This window comes from Pontixanthobacter gangjinensis (genome assembly GCF_009827545.1).
GTDB classification, from domain to species: domain Bacteria; phylum Pseudomonadota; class Alphaproteobacteria; order Sphingomonadales; family Sphingomonadaceae; genus Pontixanthobacter; species Pontixanthobacter gangjinensis.
On the sequence record NZ_WTYS01000001.1, the window covers coordinates 690,065 to 705,837 of the forward strand.

The window sequence follows — 15,773 nt, forward strand, 5'->3', positions numbered from 1 at the left end:
TATCGGTCCCTATTCCGCTGCAACCGTCGCTGCCTCTTCACGCTCTGCCTCTAGCTGGCGGAGCGCGCGGGCATAATCGCGCGGCATGATCTTTTTGAAGTTTGAAAGCTCTGCATCCCAATTGGTCAGCAAATCGGCGGCGCGAGCGCTGCCCGTATGCAGCTTGTGCCGCTCGATCAGAATTTTCAGGCGCTCCGCATCATGACGCAAAGGGTCGCCCATCCCTGAATCATTTACCGAGCTACCACGGTGTTGCGGCCTTCCAGTGCCATCTTCCGCATCAGGCGCGGCTGGAATTTCCTCGATATCGACTTGAGCCATATTGCACAATTCGGCAAATTTACCATCCGGATCATAGACATAGGCGATACCTCCCGACATCCCTGCGGCAAAATTGCGTCCGGTTTTGCCCAGCACACAAACCACGCCGCCGGTCATATATTCGCACGCATGATCGCCTGCGCCCTCGACCACAGCCAGCGCGCCCGAATTGCGAACCGCGAAACGCTCTCCCGCTACGCCGCCGAAATAGGCCTCGCCTGCAATCGCTCCGTACAGGACAGTGTTGCCAACGATGATATTTTCAGATGGATTGCGCGTGGTGCCCGAAGGCTGCTTCACAATGATCCGCCCCCCAGAAAGGCCCTTGCCGACATAGTCATTGGCGTCGCCGGTCAGATCGAGCGTGATCCCGTGCGCGAGCCATGCACCGAAGCTTTGTCCGGCAACGCCTGTCAGATTGATCTGTATGGTGTCAGGGGCAAGACCTGCGTGGCCATGCGCCCGGGCAATCACGCCCGACAGCATTGCACCGACGGTGCGGTTGACGTTGCGGATTGGCAGATCCACTTTCACTGGCGCGCCGTGTTCGATTGCCGGCGCGCATAATTCGATCAGCTGATTGTCGAGCGCATTTTCCAATCCGTGGTCCTGCTGCTCTGTGTGGAACAGGTGCTTGCCCTCGGCCAGCTCGACCTTGTGGAGCAACCGGCCCAGATCGACGCCTTCGGCCTTCCAATGGCGCTGGACGCGTTTCATATCGATTGTATCGACACGGCCGACCATTTCCTCGACCGTGCGGAAGCCCATCTCGGCCATAATCTGGCGCAATTCTTCAGCCACGAAGAAGAAATAATTGATTACATGTTCGGGCGTACCGACAAAGCGTTTGCGCAGAACAGGGTCCTGCGTTGCCACTCCGACCGGGCAGGTGTTGAGATGGCATTTGCGCATCATGATACAGCCTGCTGCTATCAGCGGGGCTGTGGCAAAGCCAAATTCGTCCGCGCCGAGTAAAGCGCCAATCGCCACATCGCGCCCGGTCCGCAAACCGCCATCAACTTGCACCGCAATCCGGCTGCGCAGATCGTTCAACAGCAGCGTCTGCTGCGTTTCAGCAAGGCCGATTTCCCACGGGCTGCCGGCATGCGTCAGGCTGGTCAGCGGGGAGGCGCCGGTTCCGCCTTCGTAACCCGATATGGTGACGTGATCTGCCTTACATTTCGACACGCCAGCGGCGACAGTGCCCACACCCACTTCGGATACCAGCTTGACCGAAACACGCGCTGCAGGGTTCACGTTCTTCAAATCGTGAATTAACTGCGCGAGATCTTCGATAGAATAAATGTCATGATGCGGCGGCGGCGAAATCAGCCCCACGCCGGGGGTCGAATGGCGTACTGCACCGATCCGTTTATCGACCTTGTGACCGGGCAATTGGCCGCCTTCGCCGGGCTTCGCGCCTTGTGCCATTTTGATCTGGATATCATCTGCATTGACCAGATATTCGGTGGTCACACCAAACCGGCCTGAGGCGACCTGCTTGATCCGGCTGCGCATCGAATCGCCATTGGCCATCGGCGTGAAACGCTCGACTTCCTCACCGCCTTCGCCGGTATTGGAGCGACCGCCCAAGCGGTTCATCGCAACCGCCATCGTGCTGTGCGCTTCGTGGCTGATCGAACCAAAGCTCATCGCGCCAGTGGAGAAACGCTTGACGATTTCCGTTGCGGGTTCGACTTCGCTGATATCGAGCGGTTGCGCCGCTGGCCGCAGTTCCATCAATCCACGGATGGTCAGCAGGCGCTCGGCTTGCTCGTTTATCGACTTGGCGAATTCTTCGTAATTCTTCGGATTGTTGCCGCGTACCGCGTGCTGCAGGCTGGCGACATTGCCGGGCGTCCACGCATGGTCCTCGCCGCGCAACCGGTACTGGTAGATACCGCCGACATCGAGCATGCCCTTATAAAGCGGGTTGTCTCCGAAGGCAGTGGCGTGACGGCGCACGGCCTCCTCGGCGACTTCCTTCAGGCCGATGCCCTCAATGGTGGTCGCGGTGCCTTTGAAATATTGGTCGATGAAGTCGGAACACAGGCCAACGGCGTCGAAAATTTGCGCCCCGCAATAGGATTGGTAAGTCGAAATGCCCATTTTGGACATGACCTTCAAAATGCCTTTGCCAACCGCTTTGACGTAATTGGCTTCGACGGCCTGCTGTGACAGATCGGCGAATTTTTCGCTGCGCAGATGTTCGAGCGTTTCAAACGCCAAATAGGGGTTGATGGCTTCTGCGCCATAGCCAGCGAGGACACAATAATGGTGCACTTCGCGCGCTTCGCCGGTTTCGACGACCAACCCGGTTTGCATCCGCAAGCCTTGGCGAACCAGATGGTGGTGGACCGCAGCGGTGGCGAGCAGCGCGGGCATCGGAATCCGATCCGGACCCTGGGCGCGGTCCGACAGGATCAGGATATTGTGATCTTGCAGCACAGCTTCGGTCGCAGCCCAGCACATTTCCTTCAGCGCCAGCGCGAGTCCATCAGCGCCCGATGCCGCATCCCAAGTGATGTCGATTGTTTCGGTGCGGAATGCGCCATCCAATGCCGCTTCGACCGAACGAATCTTGGCTAAATCTTCGTTGGTCAAAATCGGTTGGCTAACTTCGAGGCGCTTATGCGTGCCAGCCTCCCTGCCAAGCAAATTGGGGCGAGGGCCAACCATCGAGAGCAGGCTCATCACCAATTCTTCGCGGATCGGATCAATCGGCGGATTGGTCACCTGCGCGAAATTCTGCTTGAAATAATCATACAGCAGGCGGCTTTTGTTGGATAGCACGGCCAGCGGCGTATCGGTGCCCATCGACCCGATCGGATCCTCGCCGCGGCGGCCCATCGGCTCAAGGAATTTGCTGATGTCTTCTTGCGTGTAACCGAAGCTTTGCTGGCGCTGGAGCAAGCTTTCCGACGGCTCGGGGACTTCGGATAATTCGGGCTCTACCGTGTCCAGATCGGCCAGCTTATATTGCGCCTTATCGAGCCATTCTGCGTAAGGGTGTTCTGCGGAAAGTCCCGCTTTCAGTTCGGCATCTTCGATGATCCTGCCTTCTTCAAGGTCGATCAGCAGCATTTTGCCGGGTTGAAGCCGCCACTTGCGGGTGATGTCCTCTTCCTTGAACGGCAGCACGCCGCTTTCCGAAGCGAGGCAGACAATGTCGTCTTTGGTCACGCAGAAGCGCGCAGGGCGCAGGCCATTGCGGTCAAGCGTCGCGCCGATCTGGCGGCCATCGGTAAAGGCTACCGCTGCGGGGCCATCCCATGGCTCCATCAAGGCGGCGTGATATTCGTAAAATGCGCGCCGTTCGGCATCCATCAGCGGGTTCTTGGCCCATGCTTCGGGCATCAGTATCATCATTGCATGGGCGAGGCTGTATCCGCCTGCGAGTAGCAATTCGAGCGCATTATCGAGGCACGCCGTATCAGACTGACCATGCGGGATCAGTGGCCACATCTTGTCAAGATCGGCACCAAGCAATTCCGATTCCATCGTCCGGCGCCGGGCGTTCATCCAGTTCACATTCCCGCGGACCGTGTTGATCTCTCCATTATGCGCCATGAAACGATAAGGGTGGGCGAGCCGCCAACTGGGAAAAGTGTTGGTCGAGAAACGCTGGTGAACAAGGCCGAGCGCGGAAATGCAGTTCGTGTCACGCAAATCGTCGTAAAACGAACCGACCTGGTTCGCGAGCAGGAGGCCTTTGTACACAATGGTTCGGCTGGAAAAGCTCGGGATGTAGCTCTTGGTCAGCTCTGGTAGATCGTGTTTTTCGGCCAGTTTGGCCAATGGATTGAGCGTCTGTTTGCGGATCACGATAAGCTTGCGCTCGAATGCGTCCTGATCGGCACAGTTTTCGCCGCGTGCGACAATGCATTGGCGAATAACCGGCATAGATTCGATCACCGCTTTGCCAAGCCCGGCCAGCGTTGTTGGTACATCGCGCCAGCCGACCAGAATCTGGCCTTCCTTGGCGATGAATTTCTCAAGTTGCTCGGTTACAAAATCGCGCGCTTCGCCATCTTGTGGCATAAAGCACATCGCGACCGCATAATCGCCGGCGGCAGGCAGGTCTTTGCCTTCATTCGCGGCCCAATCGCGGAATAGCGGATCGGGAGTTTGCAGCAGAATACCCGCGCCATCGCCCAGTAAAGGGTCAGCGCCGACCGCGCCGCGATGGTCGATATTGTTGAGGATTTCGAGCGCCTGCGTGACTATCGAGTGCGATTTTACACCCTTGATATGCGCGACCATGCCAACGCCGCAGGCGTCATGCTCGTTGCGCGGATCATACAGCCCTTCAGGCGCAGGGTATCCCATTCTTGTGTCCCATCATTATCAGGTGCCAGATCCCGGGCGCCATGCGTCCGATCTGGCTATGTCGTGGCCTATATCCATCATTATACCCGGCGCACGGGCACTGAATATGTCGCACAACATGACAATGAAGAAATGAAATGATTTTTGCAACTGCGAAGAGGCAAGATATCGTATGCACTGGCCAAGCGCAGCGATGCAACGTTACGGCATCGCAGTTTGCCGCGGCTTGCGCATGGTAAAGGCCCACCAATCACTCGGCGGGCCCTTGCTATATGAATTTGGAATCAACCGGAAGCAGCCGAAGTGTTAGGCCGTGCCGCTCATCCTTTGGAGTTTTTCCAAAGCTTCGCGCAGGGCGCGTTCGGTTTGCCCGGCATTATGGGCTGTGGGTCGATTTGTGTTCACGGCTGGTGCGTCAGAAACCGGCGCGTCAAATGGCCTCGGAGCGTTAGCGGCCTCGACTTCGCGCCCGTTCATTATCGGATTTCTGGTTGGCCCATCCGGCGCAGGCGATGCCTGGCGCTGATCTTGGCCGGGGAATACGACGACCGGTTCGCTGGAAGAAGCGCCAACATCTTCGTCGTCAATCCGAACGAATTCCTGATTCGCGCTGAACTGGCTCTTCATGCTCAGCAAGGAACTGTAGGCGCTTTCTTCGGCGGTCTCCTCGTGATTATCGGGCGCAGTGTGCTGGGCGGCATGTGCCACAGGCACTTCCGAAACCGGGGCAGGCGCATCCGCTGCCTGCGGAGCGGCAAATCTTGGTTGAGGCGAGATACCTTGAGAAGACGCTGTCAGAGGCCCCGACGCATTATCTGATGCCTTGGGTTCGGTCGAAAATCCAGCTGTCTGGTTAAAGGACCGCGAATTGGAGCTAAGCCTTAAAGACAGACCGTGGACTTCATCAACCTCATCGTCGCTATCCTCTGCGCCAAACTCCTCATGATCAAACGGACGTAGCGCAAACGGTATGGCGGCGGGCTGCGCCTCAGGCGCTGACTGGGCGGATACTGCCTGCCGAGAATCGAATTGCGGCACGGTTTCCGTGGGCGCTGGGGCGTGAGCCGGGATCGTTTCAGCTTCGCCTGCGGGCACAGGGTTTGACCGGCGGAACACCAAGGGGGCTGCAGTCTCGGCCGGGATATTCACCGGGTTTTCAACCACTGGCTCTTCGGTCACTTTGGCCTGTACGGGGGCCTGTACGGGGGTCTGTACCGGAGCGTGCGCAGCCGTGCGTTCGGATGCGGCATTTGACTGCAATGCTGCTGCGAACCGTTCGACCAATTCGGCCATGCTCAATTCGCGCAGATCGCGTGCAAATGGGTTGGCCGCCTGTGCCGGTGCTTGTGCTGGCGCAGATGCAAACCCTTGCGGAGCAGGGGTGGAAGGAGCCTCTGATTGCGGCGGTGCAAACGGTCTAGCGGGTGACTCGGGCTCGTCAGAAAATTGCGCGAACGGGTTATAGGTCGTATCAGAATCACGAGCTTCCGCCCTGATCCGCTCAACGTCTGCCTCGATGCTTTCAATGGCACCAAAGGCTGGACGGGTCTGTTCATTGTTCACTTGGAATTCCTGTTCCATCTCGTTTGCAGGGCTGGAGAAATCATCGTCCATCACTGCGTGGAAATCGACACCTGTGCTGCTGCTGGCGGTTGGCGCGTCGAAGGGTCTCGAAGCATCTGACGATCTGGTGAACTCGGCCGTAATTGGGTTCTCCTCCAGTGCCAGTTCGGCCAATTCCAAAGGTTCTGGCGCGGGCTTCTCGGGCTCATCGTATCCCGGCTGATATAGGGGGCTGTCGAAGCCAGCTGCGCCACCTGGCAGTGGAGCTGACTCCAAGAAATCGCTTGGGCCGCTGTCATCGGTTACCGCAAGCGAGCGGCGCTTCCCGCGGTAAGCCATGGCATTTGATTGTCCGGCCTCTTGCGCATCCAATGCAGCAGGCGCCTCGCGGCTTAATGGCGCGTCCAGGCCATCATGCCCGAGTTCTTCATGAGCAGAGATCGGCTTCTTCGTTTGCGGGATGTGTTCGTCAAATTCATAATTACCTGCAGGCGCTGCGCTGTCATTGCGCCGCATAATCGCGGCGGCGTCCGATTTCTGCGCTCTGGCGACTTTGCGTGCGATCAGAAGCCCCGCTACCGCGCCAATCACCGCACTGAACCCTGCAATCATCAATCGAGCGGTGGTTCCAAGCGGTGGTTGAGCGGCCTCAACGACCGATGCGATACCCGTCACCACTGTCAATTTTTCGAAGACGGCACCGGGTATAACCAAGCTGCCAAAGCCGAGCAAAGCGGCGAACCATAGAGCCACCACCACCGGGAAAATCGGATGTGAGCTAAGCGGCGCTTGCTTTGTCTTGCCTGATTTTTTTGTGCCCGGCACGAATAGTTCCCTGTTGCTTGGCGATCCTGCCATGCGCCTATGCGGCACTCGGCATTTCCCCATCTCCACGCTTCGCTAGCAAATGATGGTAAACAGATTGATAACGATGAATGTTCTTCGCCCAATCATGCCCGCTTGCAACATGTGTTCGGGCGCGGGCTTTCATTGCATCCCAATCGCCCGAACGGTCGATCAAATCGGATAATGCTTCCGCCGCGCCCACCGGATCATCGGCAGGAAACAGAATGCCGGTGACCCCGTGGGTGATCAGTTCTCGGTGTCCGCCAACATCCGATGCAGCGACAATGCGCCGCTGGGCCATCGCTTCCAGCGGTTTGAGCGGGGTGACCAGATCGGTCAGCCTGCTGCGTTTGCGGGGATAGGCCAGCACATCAACCAACGAGTAATATTGCTCGACTTCGGAATGGGGCACACGGCCAGTAAAATATATATCCCTCGCTGCGGGCGATGACGCTGCTTGCGCGCGCAGCGCGTCATCCATCGGGCCGCCACCCACCAGCAGCAATTGCGTTCCGGGCTGTTTTTGCTGCAATGCGGGCATGGCGGCTATCAGGTCATCTAGCCCCTCATAATCATAGAAACTGCCGATAAAGCCGATCACTGGCCGGTCGCTCAAACCAAGTTTTGCCGCCAGTGCATCATCGCGCGCCGGCGGATCGCCGAACATGGAAAGATCAACCCCATTGGGCGAGACCCCAATTTTCCCTCCGTCGAAACCGCGCGCGATGAGATCGTCGCGCAAGCCATCGCAAATTGTGAAAACCGCGTCGGCACCGCCAATCACCCGGTTCTCCAGCATCCGCGTCATCCGGTATTTGACCGAATTCTCGCTGCCAGTGCCATTGCCCACTGCGGCATCTTCCCAGAAGGCGCGGATTTCATAGACCAGCGGGATACCCAATTGTTTGGCCGCCCGCAGACCCGCCTGACCGCAAAGAGCGGGCGAATGCGCATGGAGCACATCGGGCTGCCATTGCCCGGCGACCCGCACGATGCTGTCGGTCAGCGCGGCAATCTCACGCCATTCGCGAACGCCAACGGGGCCTTCTGCCTTGCCGCGAGTGCGATAGAATTCAAGCCCTTCGACTTGTTCCGCCAAATGCCCGCATTCTGTTTGTTGACTGTCCTTATGCCGCTGTCCGGTAACCCCGCAAACCGCCATTCCGGCGACCTGCTGACTCTTCAATATGGCGCGGGTCCGAAATGTATATCCGCTGTGAAGTGGTAGCGAATGATCGAGGATATGCAGAATTCTTGTCATGACCAACCCTTGGCAAAACAACCTTAACGTCGCGTCAACACCCCGCTGTTACTGACCCTATCAACTGCCGATGGAGCGCACAGAACCGACGTGATTGATTATTTCGCCCTTGGATTGACTCACGCGTTGATTCTGCTCGCGGTAATTCGTCTTGCCGGGCGCAAGGATCTGGATGATGATCCGGCCCTGCCTGATCTGCGCAAGAAAACTCTGCCCACCAGTTCGCCTGCTGATTCGATTACAGCGCAAAGTGACCGCGATGCTTGATCTCGCGCTGTTCTTTTTCCTGATTGCGTTTGTCGCGATTGGTTTCCGGCGTCCGTATGTCTGGGTGCTGGCATATCTTTACGTCGATATTTTGGCACCAGGTAAAATGGGCTGGACATTCATGCCACTCCTGTCGCCTTCGCTGCTGACATTTTGCGCGGCCTTTGCCGGATGGCTCATTGCCGATCCCAAGAGAGGCAGCCGGTTCACTCTTCGGCAGGGGTTGATGCTGGCGTTGCTGCTATATTGCTGGTGGACCACCATGAATGCCGATTTTCCTGATTCTGCAGGAGAGAAATGGTCATGGGTCTGGAAGGCGCTGGTTTTCGGCATTTTCCTTCCGCTTACGTTGACCACGCGGCTGAGGATCGAAAGCGCGGTGCTGATAATGGTCTTGTCAGCCGGCGCGATCATCATCAGCGCGGGTATTAAAATTGTTGCAGGCGGCGGCGGATATGAACGCAACCTGTTCTTCGTAAACGACAATAGCGGCCTTTATGAAAGCTCGACTTTGGCGACGGTGGCGATTTGCATGATACCTATAATCATCTGGCTGGTTCGATACGGGACCGTATATGTGGCCGATTGGCGGGTGAAGCTATTCGCAGCAGGACTGATTTTCGCATGTCTGCTAATCCCGATCGGGACCGAGGCAAGGACCGGATTATTGTGCATTGTGGCGTTGTTCGGGCTGGCACTGCGCGATATCAAAAAGCGGCTGACATTCCTGGTCGCAGGCGGCGCGCTATGTCTGGTTGCGCTGCCGTTTCTGCCGCAGAGCTATTACGAGCGGATGGCAACCCTGGGCAGCACCGACGGTGACGAATCGGCTTCAACCAGGGTCGCCGTTTGGCAATGGACCATCGATTATGCGATGGAAAAACCAACCGGCGGAGGCTTTGATGCATTCCGGGGCAATAAATTCACCTATGATATGCCGGTCAAGGAACAGCAGGGTAACACAACTGCGATTGAATATCGCGAAGTGACCGATAATGGCCGCGCCTATCATTCTGCGGTATTTGAAATGCTGGGTGAGCAAGGTTGGCCCGGGCTATTTATCTGGGTTTGGCTGCACGCGCTGGGCCTGTGGCATATGGAACGCATCCGGCGCAAATGGCGCAACCGGACAGGTGACGGCGAATTATGGCAGGCACCGCTCGCCAGCGCGCTGCAGAATGCCCAGATTATCGCGTTGGTTGGGTCGCTGTTCCAAGGCATCGCCTACCAGCCGTTCATTCTAATGGTCATCGGTCTGCAATGTGCGCTGTGGACCTATTGCAAACGGCTCGAGTCGAAGGACCGCAAAGTCCCGTTCCAACTGCGCCGCGAACAGGGAGCTTTGCCCTCTGGCGATGCCGTAGCGGCACCTTGACGTTTACGGAAACCTATTTGCGCTAAACGCTTTCATGCTCCATGTAGCTGCTCAACACCTTGCAGCTATATAGGAGAGGCATATGACCCCGCAGGAAATCGCAGCCAAGACAGGCGAAGTCATCGGAACCAGCGAATGGGCCGAGATGAGCCAGGAGCGCATCAACCAGTTTGCCGATGCAACCGGCGATCACCAGTTCATCCATATCAATGAAGAAGCCGCCAAGATGACGCCGTTCGGCGGCACTATCGCGCATGGCTTCCTGACTTTGTCGATGATCCCTTATCTCAGCGCCGAATCGGATATTCCGCGTATGGAAGGCGTCAAGATGGGCGTGAATTATGGCGGTAACAAAACCCGTTTCATCGCCCCTGTCCGCAGCGGAAAGCGCATTCGCGGCCATTGGAAGCTGATCGAAATGGTCGAAAAGCGTCCCGGGCAATGGCAGCAGACTTGCGAAATTACGATCGAGATCGAAGGCGAAGATAAGCCTGCTTTGATCACCGAATGGATCACCATGTTCTTCGTCTGATATTATCATCATCCCGGCGAAAGCTGGGGTCGCCCACCGCAGGCGAAACGGCGGTTAGACTTAATTCATAACGATCCCTGCCCTCGCTGGGATCACGACTGTTAAAAGGAGTTCGCAATGCGCGACGCAGTAATCGTATCAACGGCCCGCACGGCCATCGGCCGCGCCTATAAGGGCGGGTTTAACAACACATCGGGCGCGACGCTCGGTTCCTATTCGCTCAAAGCCGCCGTCGAGCGCGCTGGTATCGACGGCGCCGAAGTGGACGACGTAATCTGGGGCTCCGCGCTCCAGCAAGGCACACAGGCGGGCAACATTGGCCGTCAGGTTGCTTTGCGCTCGGGCTTGCCAATCACCGTTTCAGGCATGAGCATCGACCGTCAATGTTCGTCGGGCCTGATGAGCATCGCCACTGCCGCCAAGCAGGTCATCGTTGACCGCATGGATATCGTTGCAGCTGGTGGCCAGGAATCGATCAGCCTCGTCCAGACCCCGGAAATGCGCGTTGCGCCCGACCGCGAATTGATGGCGATGCATGAGAATGTCTACATGAACATGCTGCAGACAGCCGAAACCGTAGCCAAGCGCTATGATGTCAGCCGTGAAGCGATGGATGAATATGCGCTCAGCTCGCAAATGCGCACTGCCGCAGCTCAAGAAGCAGGCAAATTCGATGACGAGATCGTTCCTGTCACGACCACGATGAAGGTCAAGGACAAGGAAAGCGGTGAAATCAGCGACGTTGAAGTCACCATCGCCAAGGACGAAGGCAACCGCCCGTCGACAACGCTCGAAGGTCTGCAAAGCCTCCAGCCGGTCATGGGTCCTGGCATGACCATTACTGCGGGTAACGCCTCGCAATTATCCGACGGTTCGAGCGCTTCGATTGTAATGGAAGCCAAGCTTGCCGAGCAAAAGGGTCTGACCCCGCTAGGCCGCTATGTCGGTATGGCGGTCGCCGGTACCGAGCCTGATGAAATGGGCATCGGCCCTGTCTTCGCCATCCCGAAATTGCTTGAGCGTTTCGGCCTCAAGACCAGCGACATCGGCTTGTGGGAATTGAACGAAGCCTTCGCTGTGCAGGTTATTTACTGCCGTGACCGTCTGGGCATCGATAATGACATTCTGAACGTCAATGGCGGCTCGATTTCAATCGGCCACCCTTACGGCATGACCGGCGCTCGCTGCGTCGCGCATTCGCTGATCGAAGGCAAACGCCGCGGCGCGAAATATGTCGTCACTACCATGTGTGTTGGCGGCGGTATGGGTGCAGCCGGGTTGTTCGAAGTTCTGTAAGCGCTTCAAACTCTAGACTAATCCGGCAGGGAAACTTGCCAAAATATTCCAAGCGGCCCATTCTCTTCAAAAAAGAGGATGGGCCGTTTTGGGTATAATGGAAATTATAGGAATCGCAGGCAGCGTCAGCCTGCTGTCGGGCTGGCGGCTCTATCTGTCGGTGCTGGCAACCGGCATTGCGATGAACGCTGGCGTGATCCCGTTGCCTGACCATCTTCAAAGCCTGCAGGTGCTTGCCAATCCGTGGGTAATGGGCGTGGCGGGTATTGCGGCGTTATTCGAATTTCTCGCCGACAAAGTGGCGTGGCTCGACAGCGTGTGGGACGCGATCCACACTTTCGTCAGGCCAATTGGCGGGGCGCTGCTCGCGCTCGCGATTGTTGACCCGTCAGATCCGGCGACACAGGTAATCGCCTTTATCCTTGGCGGCGGAGGAGCGCTGCTGTCGCATGGCGGGAAAGCTGGCGCGCGGGCGGTGATCAACACCAGTCCGGAGCCGGTAACCAATGTCGCTATGTCCACGGCCGAAGACGTTGCAACCGCCGGCTTGCTCTACACCGCTTATGAATTTCCCTATTGGGCAGCGGGTATTGCGGCCGCGCTGCTCGCCTTCACGATCTGGCTGCTGCTCAAGGCAAGGCGAATAATCAAACAGATATTCAGCTTCGGGAAGACACCCACGCAGCTACCCCCGAAGTAGTCACATTGGCGGGTCTTCACCCGTGTTCGGCGATGAATTCCTCAACCACCGGCGCAACTTTGTCGCGCCATTTACTACCGTTGAAAATGCCATAATGCCCGGCTCCCTCGGCCATATAATAGCGCTTCTTGCTGTCGGGCAATTTGTCCGTGAGCTTCAGCGCAGCCTTGGTCTGGCCAAGCCCTGAAATATCGTCGCGCTCGCCCTCGATCGCGAGGATCGCGGTGCGTTTTATTTCATGCAGGTCGACCACCTTGCCGCGATGGACAAAATTGCCTTTCGGAATCGAGTGTTTCTGGAACACTTCTTCGACTGTTTGCAGATAGAATTCGGCGGTCATGTCGCACACCGAACGATATTCGTCGTAGAAATCCTTGGTCGCTTGCGCGCTGTCTTGTGCATCGGCATCGCTACCGTTGTTAAGGTGTTTGAACAGCTCGTAATGGCTCATCATGTGAGAGCCCAAATTCATGCTCATGAAGCTCGCGAGCTGGAGGAATCCGGGATAGACGCGGCGGCCAGAACCGCGGTGGCGGAACGGGACGGTCGCAATCACCGTCTGGCGGAACCACGCGATTGGTCGCTCCATCGCCAGATTGTTGACCGTGGTTGGCGCCTCACGCGTGTCGATCGGGCCGCCCATCATGGTCAATGTTTTAGGCGAGCAGGGATGATTTTCGCGGTTCATGATCGCTGTGGCGGCAAAGGCTGGTACCGAGGGTTGGCAAACTGCCATCATATGCGCGTCAGCGCCGATATGCTCCTGAAACTCGATCAGATAATCGATGTAATCATCGAGATCGAAAGTGCCCTCATGCAGCGGCACGGTTTTCGCATCGGCCCAATCGGTGATGTAAACCTCGCAGCTGTCGATCATCCGTTCGACAGTGCCGCGAAGCAAAGTCGCGTAATGGCCGCTCATCGGCGCGACGATCAGCAGGCGCGGCGCGTCTTTCGGCAGGCCGTCGCGGATGAATCTTTTCAGATCGCCAAATGGCTTATTCACCACAGTACTTTCGGTGACCGCATATTCGCGGCCATCAACTGTGACGTGCTCAATCCCGAAGGCAGGCTTGCCATACGGGGCGGATGCGTGAGCGAACACTTCCAAAGCTGATGATGCCGACGGACCAAGGCCTAGATACCCCAAGGGATTACCGGGGTTGGAGAGCATTTCTGCACTGATCGAGGCCCAGGCGCTGGCGCTGTTTAACCAGGCGCGCTGCATTTCGTAGGCGTGATAAAGCAAATGGTGTTCCTTGCGACGGTGTATTATTTCGCCGATTTCGGCTTATTGTGCAGTGCACCATGGCGCGTTTCGCGTCGGCTGGCAAATGTTCTGTGCACCCGCTGCTGATCAAACGGGGCTAAAAGCGCGCGCAACAGTGGATATTGCTGCGAGCTGTCCCTATTTCAGCCGCATGGATGCAGAACAGAGTATCGCGGACGAGCCCGAAGTGACCGAGAAGCGGGGTCTGTTCGGGCGAAATAAGCTCGCGACGAGCGAGCCCAAGCCGGCCAAGACGCTGGGTCCGCTCAAGATGATCTGGGCAGAGCTGGCCAAATACCCTGGTAAAGTGGCGCTTGCCTTCATCGCTTTGGTGATCACTGCCGCCGCTACCTTGGCGATTCCGGCGGGGTTCAAACTGATTATCGACAATGGGTTTGCTGCTGGCGGAAACCCCGATGATATTGGCCGGTGGTTCCGCTATCTGCTGATGATTGTCGGCGTTCTAGCGGTGGGTACTGCGCTGCGGTTCTATTTCGTCAGCTGGCTTGGCGAGCGGGTGGTCGCGGATATCAGGCTGAAAGTGCAGGACAACCTTCTGCGTCTTGCTCCCGGTTTCTATGAGGAAAACAGCCCGAGTGAAATATCCAGCCGGATGACAGCAGACACAAGCCTCATCGAACAGGTCGTCGGAACGACGGTGTCTGTCGCTTTGCGTAATATATTGATGGGCATTGGCGGCACGATATTCCTGTTCTGGCTCGCTCCGGGCCTAACCGTAGGCCTTGTCATCGCGATCCCGCTTATAATTCTGCCGATTATGTATTTCAGCCGCCGGGTCAGGAACATCTCCCGGTCTAGCCAGGACCGTGTTGCCGATGTCGGGTCGATGGTGTCGGAAACCTTGGGTGCGATGAAAGTCGTGCAGGCGTTCAATCAGGAAAGCCGCGAAAAAACCCGGTTTGAAGGCGCAGTCGAGGCAATTTTTGACACGGCAAAAAAGCGCATCTTGCTCCGTGCTTTAATGACTTCGATCATTATCCTGTTCATTTTTGGCTCTATCACATTGATTATGTGGCGAGGCGCGTTGGGCGTATCGACCGGCGAGATTAGCGGCGGCACGATTTTCGCATTTGTAGTGACGGGCGGGCTGGTTGCAGGCGCATTCGGCGCTTTGACCGAGGTTTATGGCGATTTGCTGCGCGGGGCGGGCGCGGCCAGCCGCCTCAATGAATTGCTAAAGGCCAAGCCATCAATCGCACCTCCCGAACGGCCCCAGACTTTGCCGCTGCCGCCGCGCGGAAGCCTGTCGTTCCGCAATGTCACTTTCCGCTATCCTACTCGCTTGGAAACGGCCGCGCTCAAGGACTTTAATCTAGAGGTTGAACCAGGCGAAACGGTCGCGATTGTCGGCCCATCTGGTGGGGGTAAATCGACCATCTTCCAATTGGTCGAGCGGTTCTATGATCCGCAAGCCGGGACAATCCGCATCGACGGCGTACCACTGGCCAGCGCCGATCCCGCCGAAATCCGCAAGCGCATCGCGCTCGTCCCGCAGGACGGTGTGCTGTTCTCCTCCAACGCGCGCGACAATCTGCGATATGGCAATTGGGACGCGAGCGACGAGGACATTTGGGAGGCTGCGCGCGCCGCCAATGCCGAAAGCTTCCTGCGTGACCTGCCAGACGGACTCGACACCTATCTGGGCGAAAGCGGCACAAGGCTGTCGGGCGGACAGCAGCAACGGATAGCCATCGCGCGCGCCTTGTTGCGCGATTCGCCGATTTTGCTACTGGATGAAGCGACCAGCGCACTCGATGCCGAAAGCGAGCAACTGGTCCAGCAGGCGCTCGACAATCTGATGCAGAACCGCACGACTCTGGTCATCGCCCACCGGCTTGCCACGGTCCGTTCGGCAGACAGGATTGTGGTTCTGGAAAAGGGGCAGATTGTCGAACAGGGAACGCACCGCGAATTGGCCGCTGCGAACGGGCTTTATAGCCGCTTGGCCGCGCTGCAATTCACGTCGTCTGATGCAGCCTGACCGTGCCGAGT

10 protein-coding genes are annotated in these 15,773 nt (G+C 57.5%); 6 read left to right on the forward strand and 4 right to left on the reverse strand.

Annotated features, from left to right (window positions below; translation table 11 throughout):
- Positions 1-9 precede the first annotated feature (9 nt).
- The 3 genes from gltB to GRI36_RS03295 all read right to left on the reverse strand — a co-directional run bounded on the left by gltB (position 10) and on the right by GRI36_RS03295 (position 8,320).
- Positions 10-4,650, reverse strand: a complete 4,641-nt coding sequence (gene gltB, locus GRI36_RS03285) for a glutamate synthase large subunit (RefSeq protein ID WP_160597175.1) — start codon at positions 4,648-4,650, stop codon at positions 10-12.
- Between the two features lie 306 nt (positions 4,651-4,956).
- The gene (locus GRI36_RS03290) at positions 4,957-7,038 is read right to left on the reverse strand and encodes a hypothetical protein (protein ID WP_160597176.1); all 2,082 of its coding nucleotides are present in this window, start codon (positions 7,036-7,038) and stop codon (positions 4,957-4,959) included.
- Between the two features lie 37 nt (positions 7,039-7,075).
- A complete protein-coding gene (locus GRI36_RS03295; RefSeq protein ID WP_160597177.1) occupies positions 7,076-8,320 on the reverse strand; it encodes a TIGR04063 family PEP-CTERM/XrtA system glycosyltransferase in 1,245 nt (414 codons plus the stop codon).
- A 90-nt stretch (positions 8,321-8,410) separates the two neighbouring features.
- Here GRI36_RS03295 and GRI36_RS13705 point away from each other — a divergent pair, with 90 nt between their 5' ends.
- From GRI36_RS13705 to GRI36_RS03315, 5 genes are all read left to right on the forward strand, one after another.
- A complete protein-coding gene (locus GRI36_RS13705) occupies positions 8,411-8,587 on the forward strand; it encodes a hypothetical protein (RefSeq protein ID WP_202392107.1) in 177 nt (58 codons plus the stop codon).
- Positions 8,580-9,962, forward strand: coding sequence for a DUF5935 domain-containing protein (locus GRI36_RS03300; protein WP_160597178.1), 1,383 nt, complete (start codon positions 8,580-8,582; stop codon positions 9,960-9,962). The genes GRI36_RS13705 and GRI36_RS03300 overlap by 8 nt, the downstream gene beginning before the upstream one ends.
- Before the next feature lie 82 nt (positions 9,963-10,044).
- The gene (locus tag GRI36_RS03305; RefSeq protein WP_160597179.1) at positions 10,045-10,494 is read left to right on the forward strand and encodes a MaoC family dehydratase; all 450 of its coding nucleotides are present in this window, start codon (positions 10,045-10,047) and stop codon (positions 10,492-10,494) included.
- 117 nt (positions 10,495-10,611) lie between these two features.
- Positions 10,612-11,790 carry an acetyl-CoA C-acyltransferase gene (locus tag GRI36_RS03310; RefSeq protein WP_160597180.1) on the forward strand — a complete coding sequence of 393 codons (1,179 nt, stop codon included), beginning with the start codon at positions 10,612-10,614 and terminating at the stop codon, positions 11,788-11,790.
- Positions 11,791-11,878: 88 nt separating this feature from the next.
- Complete coding sequence (locus tag GRI36_RS03315; RefSeq protein WP_160597181.1) at positions 11,879-12,490, forward strand: DUF4126 domain-containing protein; 612 nt, start codon at positions 11,879-11,881, stop codon at positions 12,488-12,490.
- Positions 12,491-12,506: 16 nt separating this feature from the next.
- Here the strand turns inward: GRI36_RS03315 and GRI36_RS03320 are convergent, their stop codons facing one another.
- Entirely contained in the window at positions 12,507-13,739 is a 1,233-nt protein-coding gene (locus GRI36_RS03320) for a polyhydroxyalkanoate depolymerase (RefSeq protein ID WP_160597182.1), read from the reverse strand.
- Positions 13,740-13,824: 85 nt separating this feature from the next.
- On the opposite strand from GRI36_RS03320, the gene GRI36_RS03325 reads away from it, so the two are divergent.
- Positions 13,825-15,762: an ABC transporter transmembrane domain-containing protein gene (locus GRI36_RS03325; protein ID WP_268893842.1), complete on the forward strand. Its 1,938-nt coding sequence runs from the start codon at positions 13,825-13,827 to the stop codon at positions 15,760-15,762.
- The last annotated feature ends 11 nt before the right edge of the window (positions 15,763-15,773 follow it).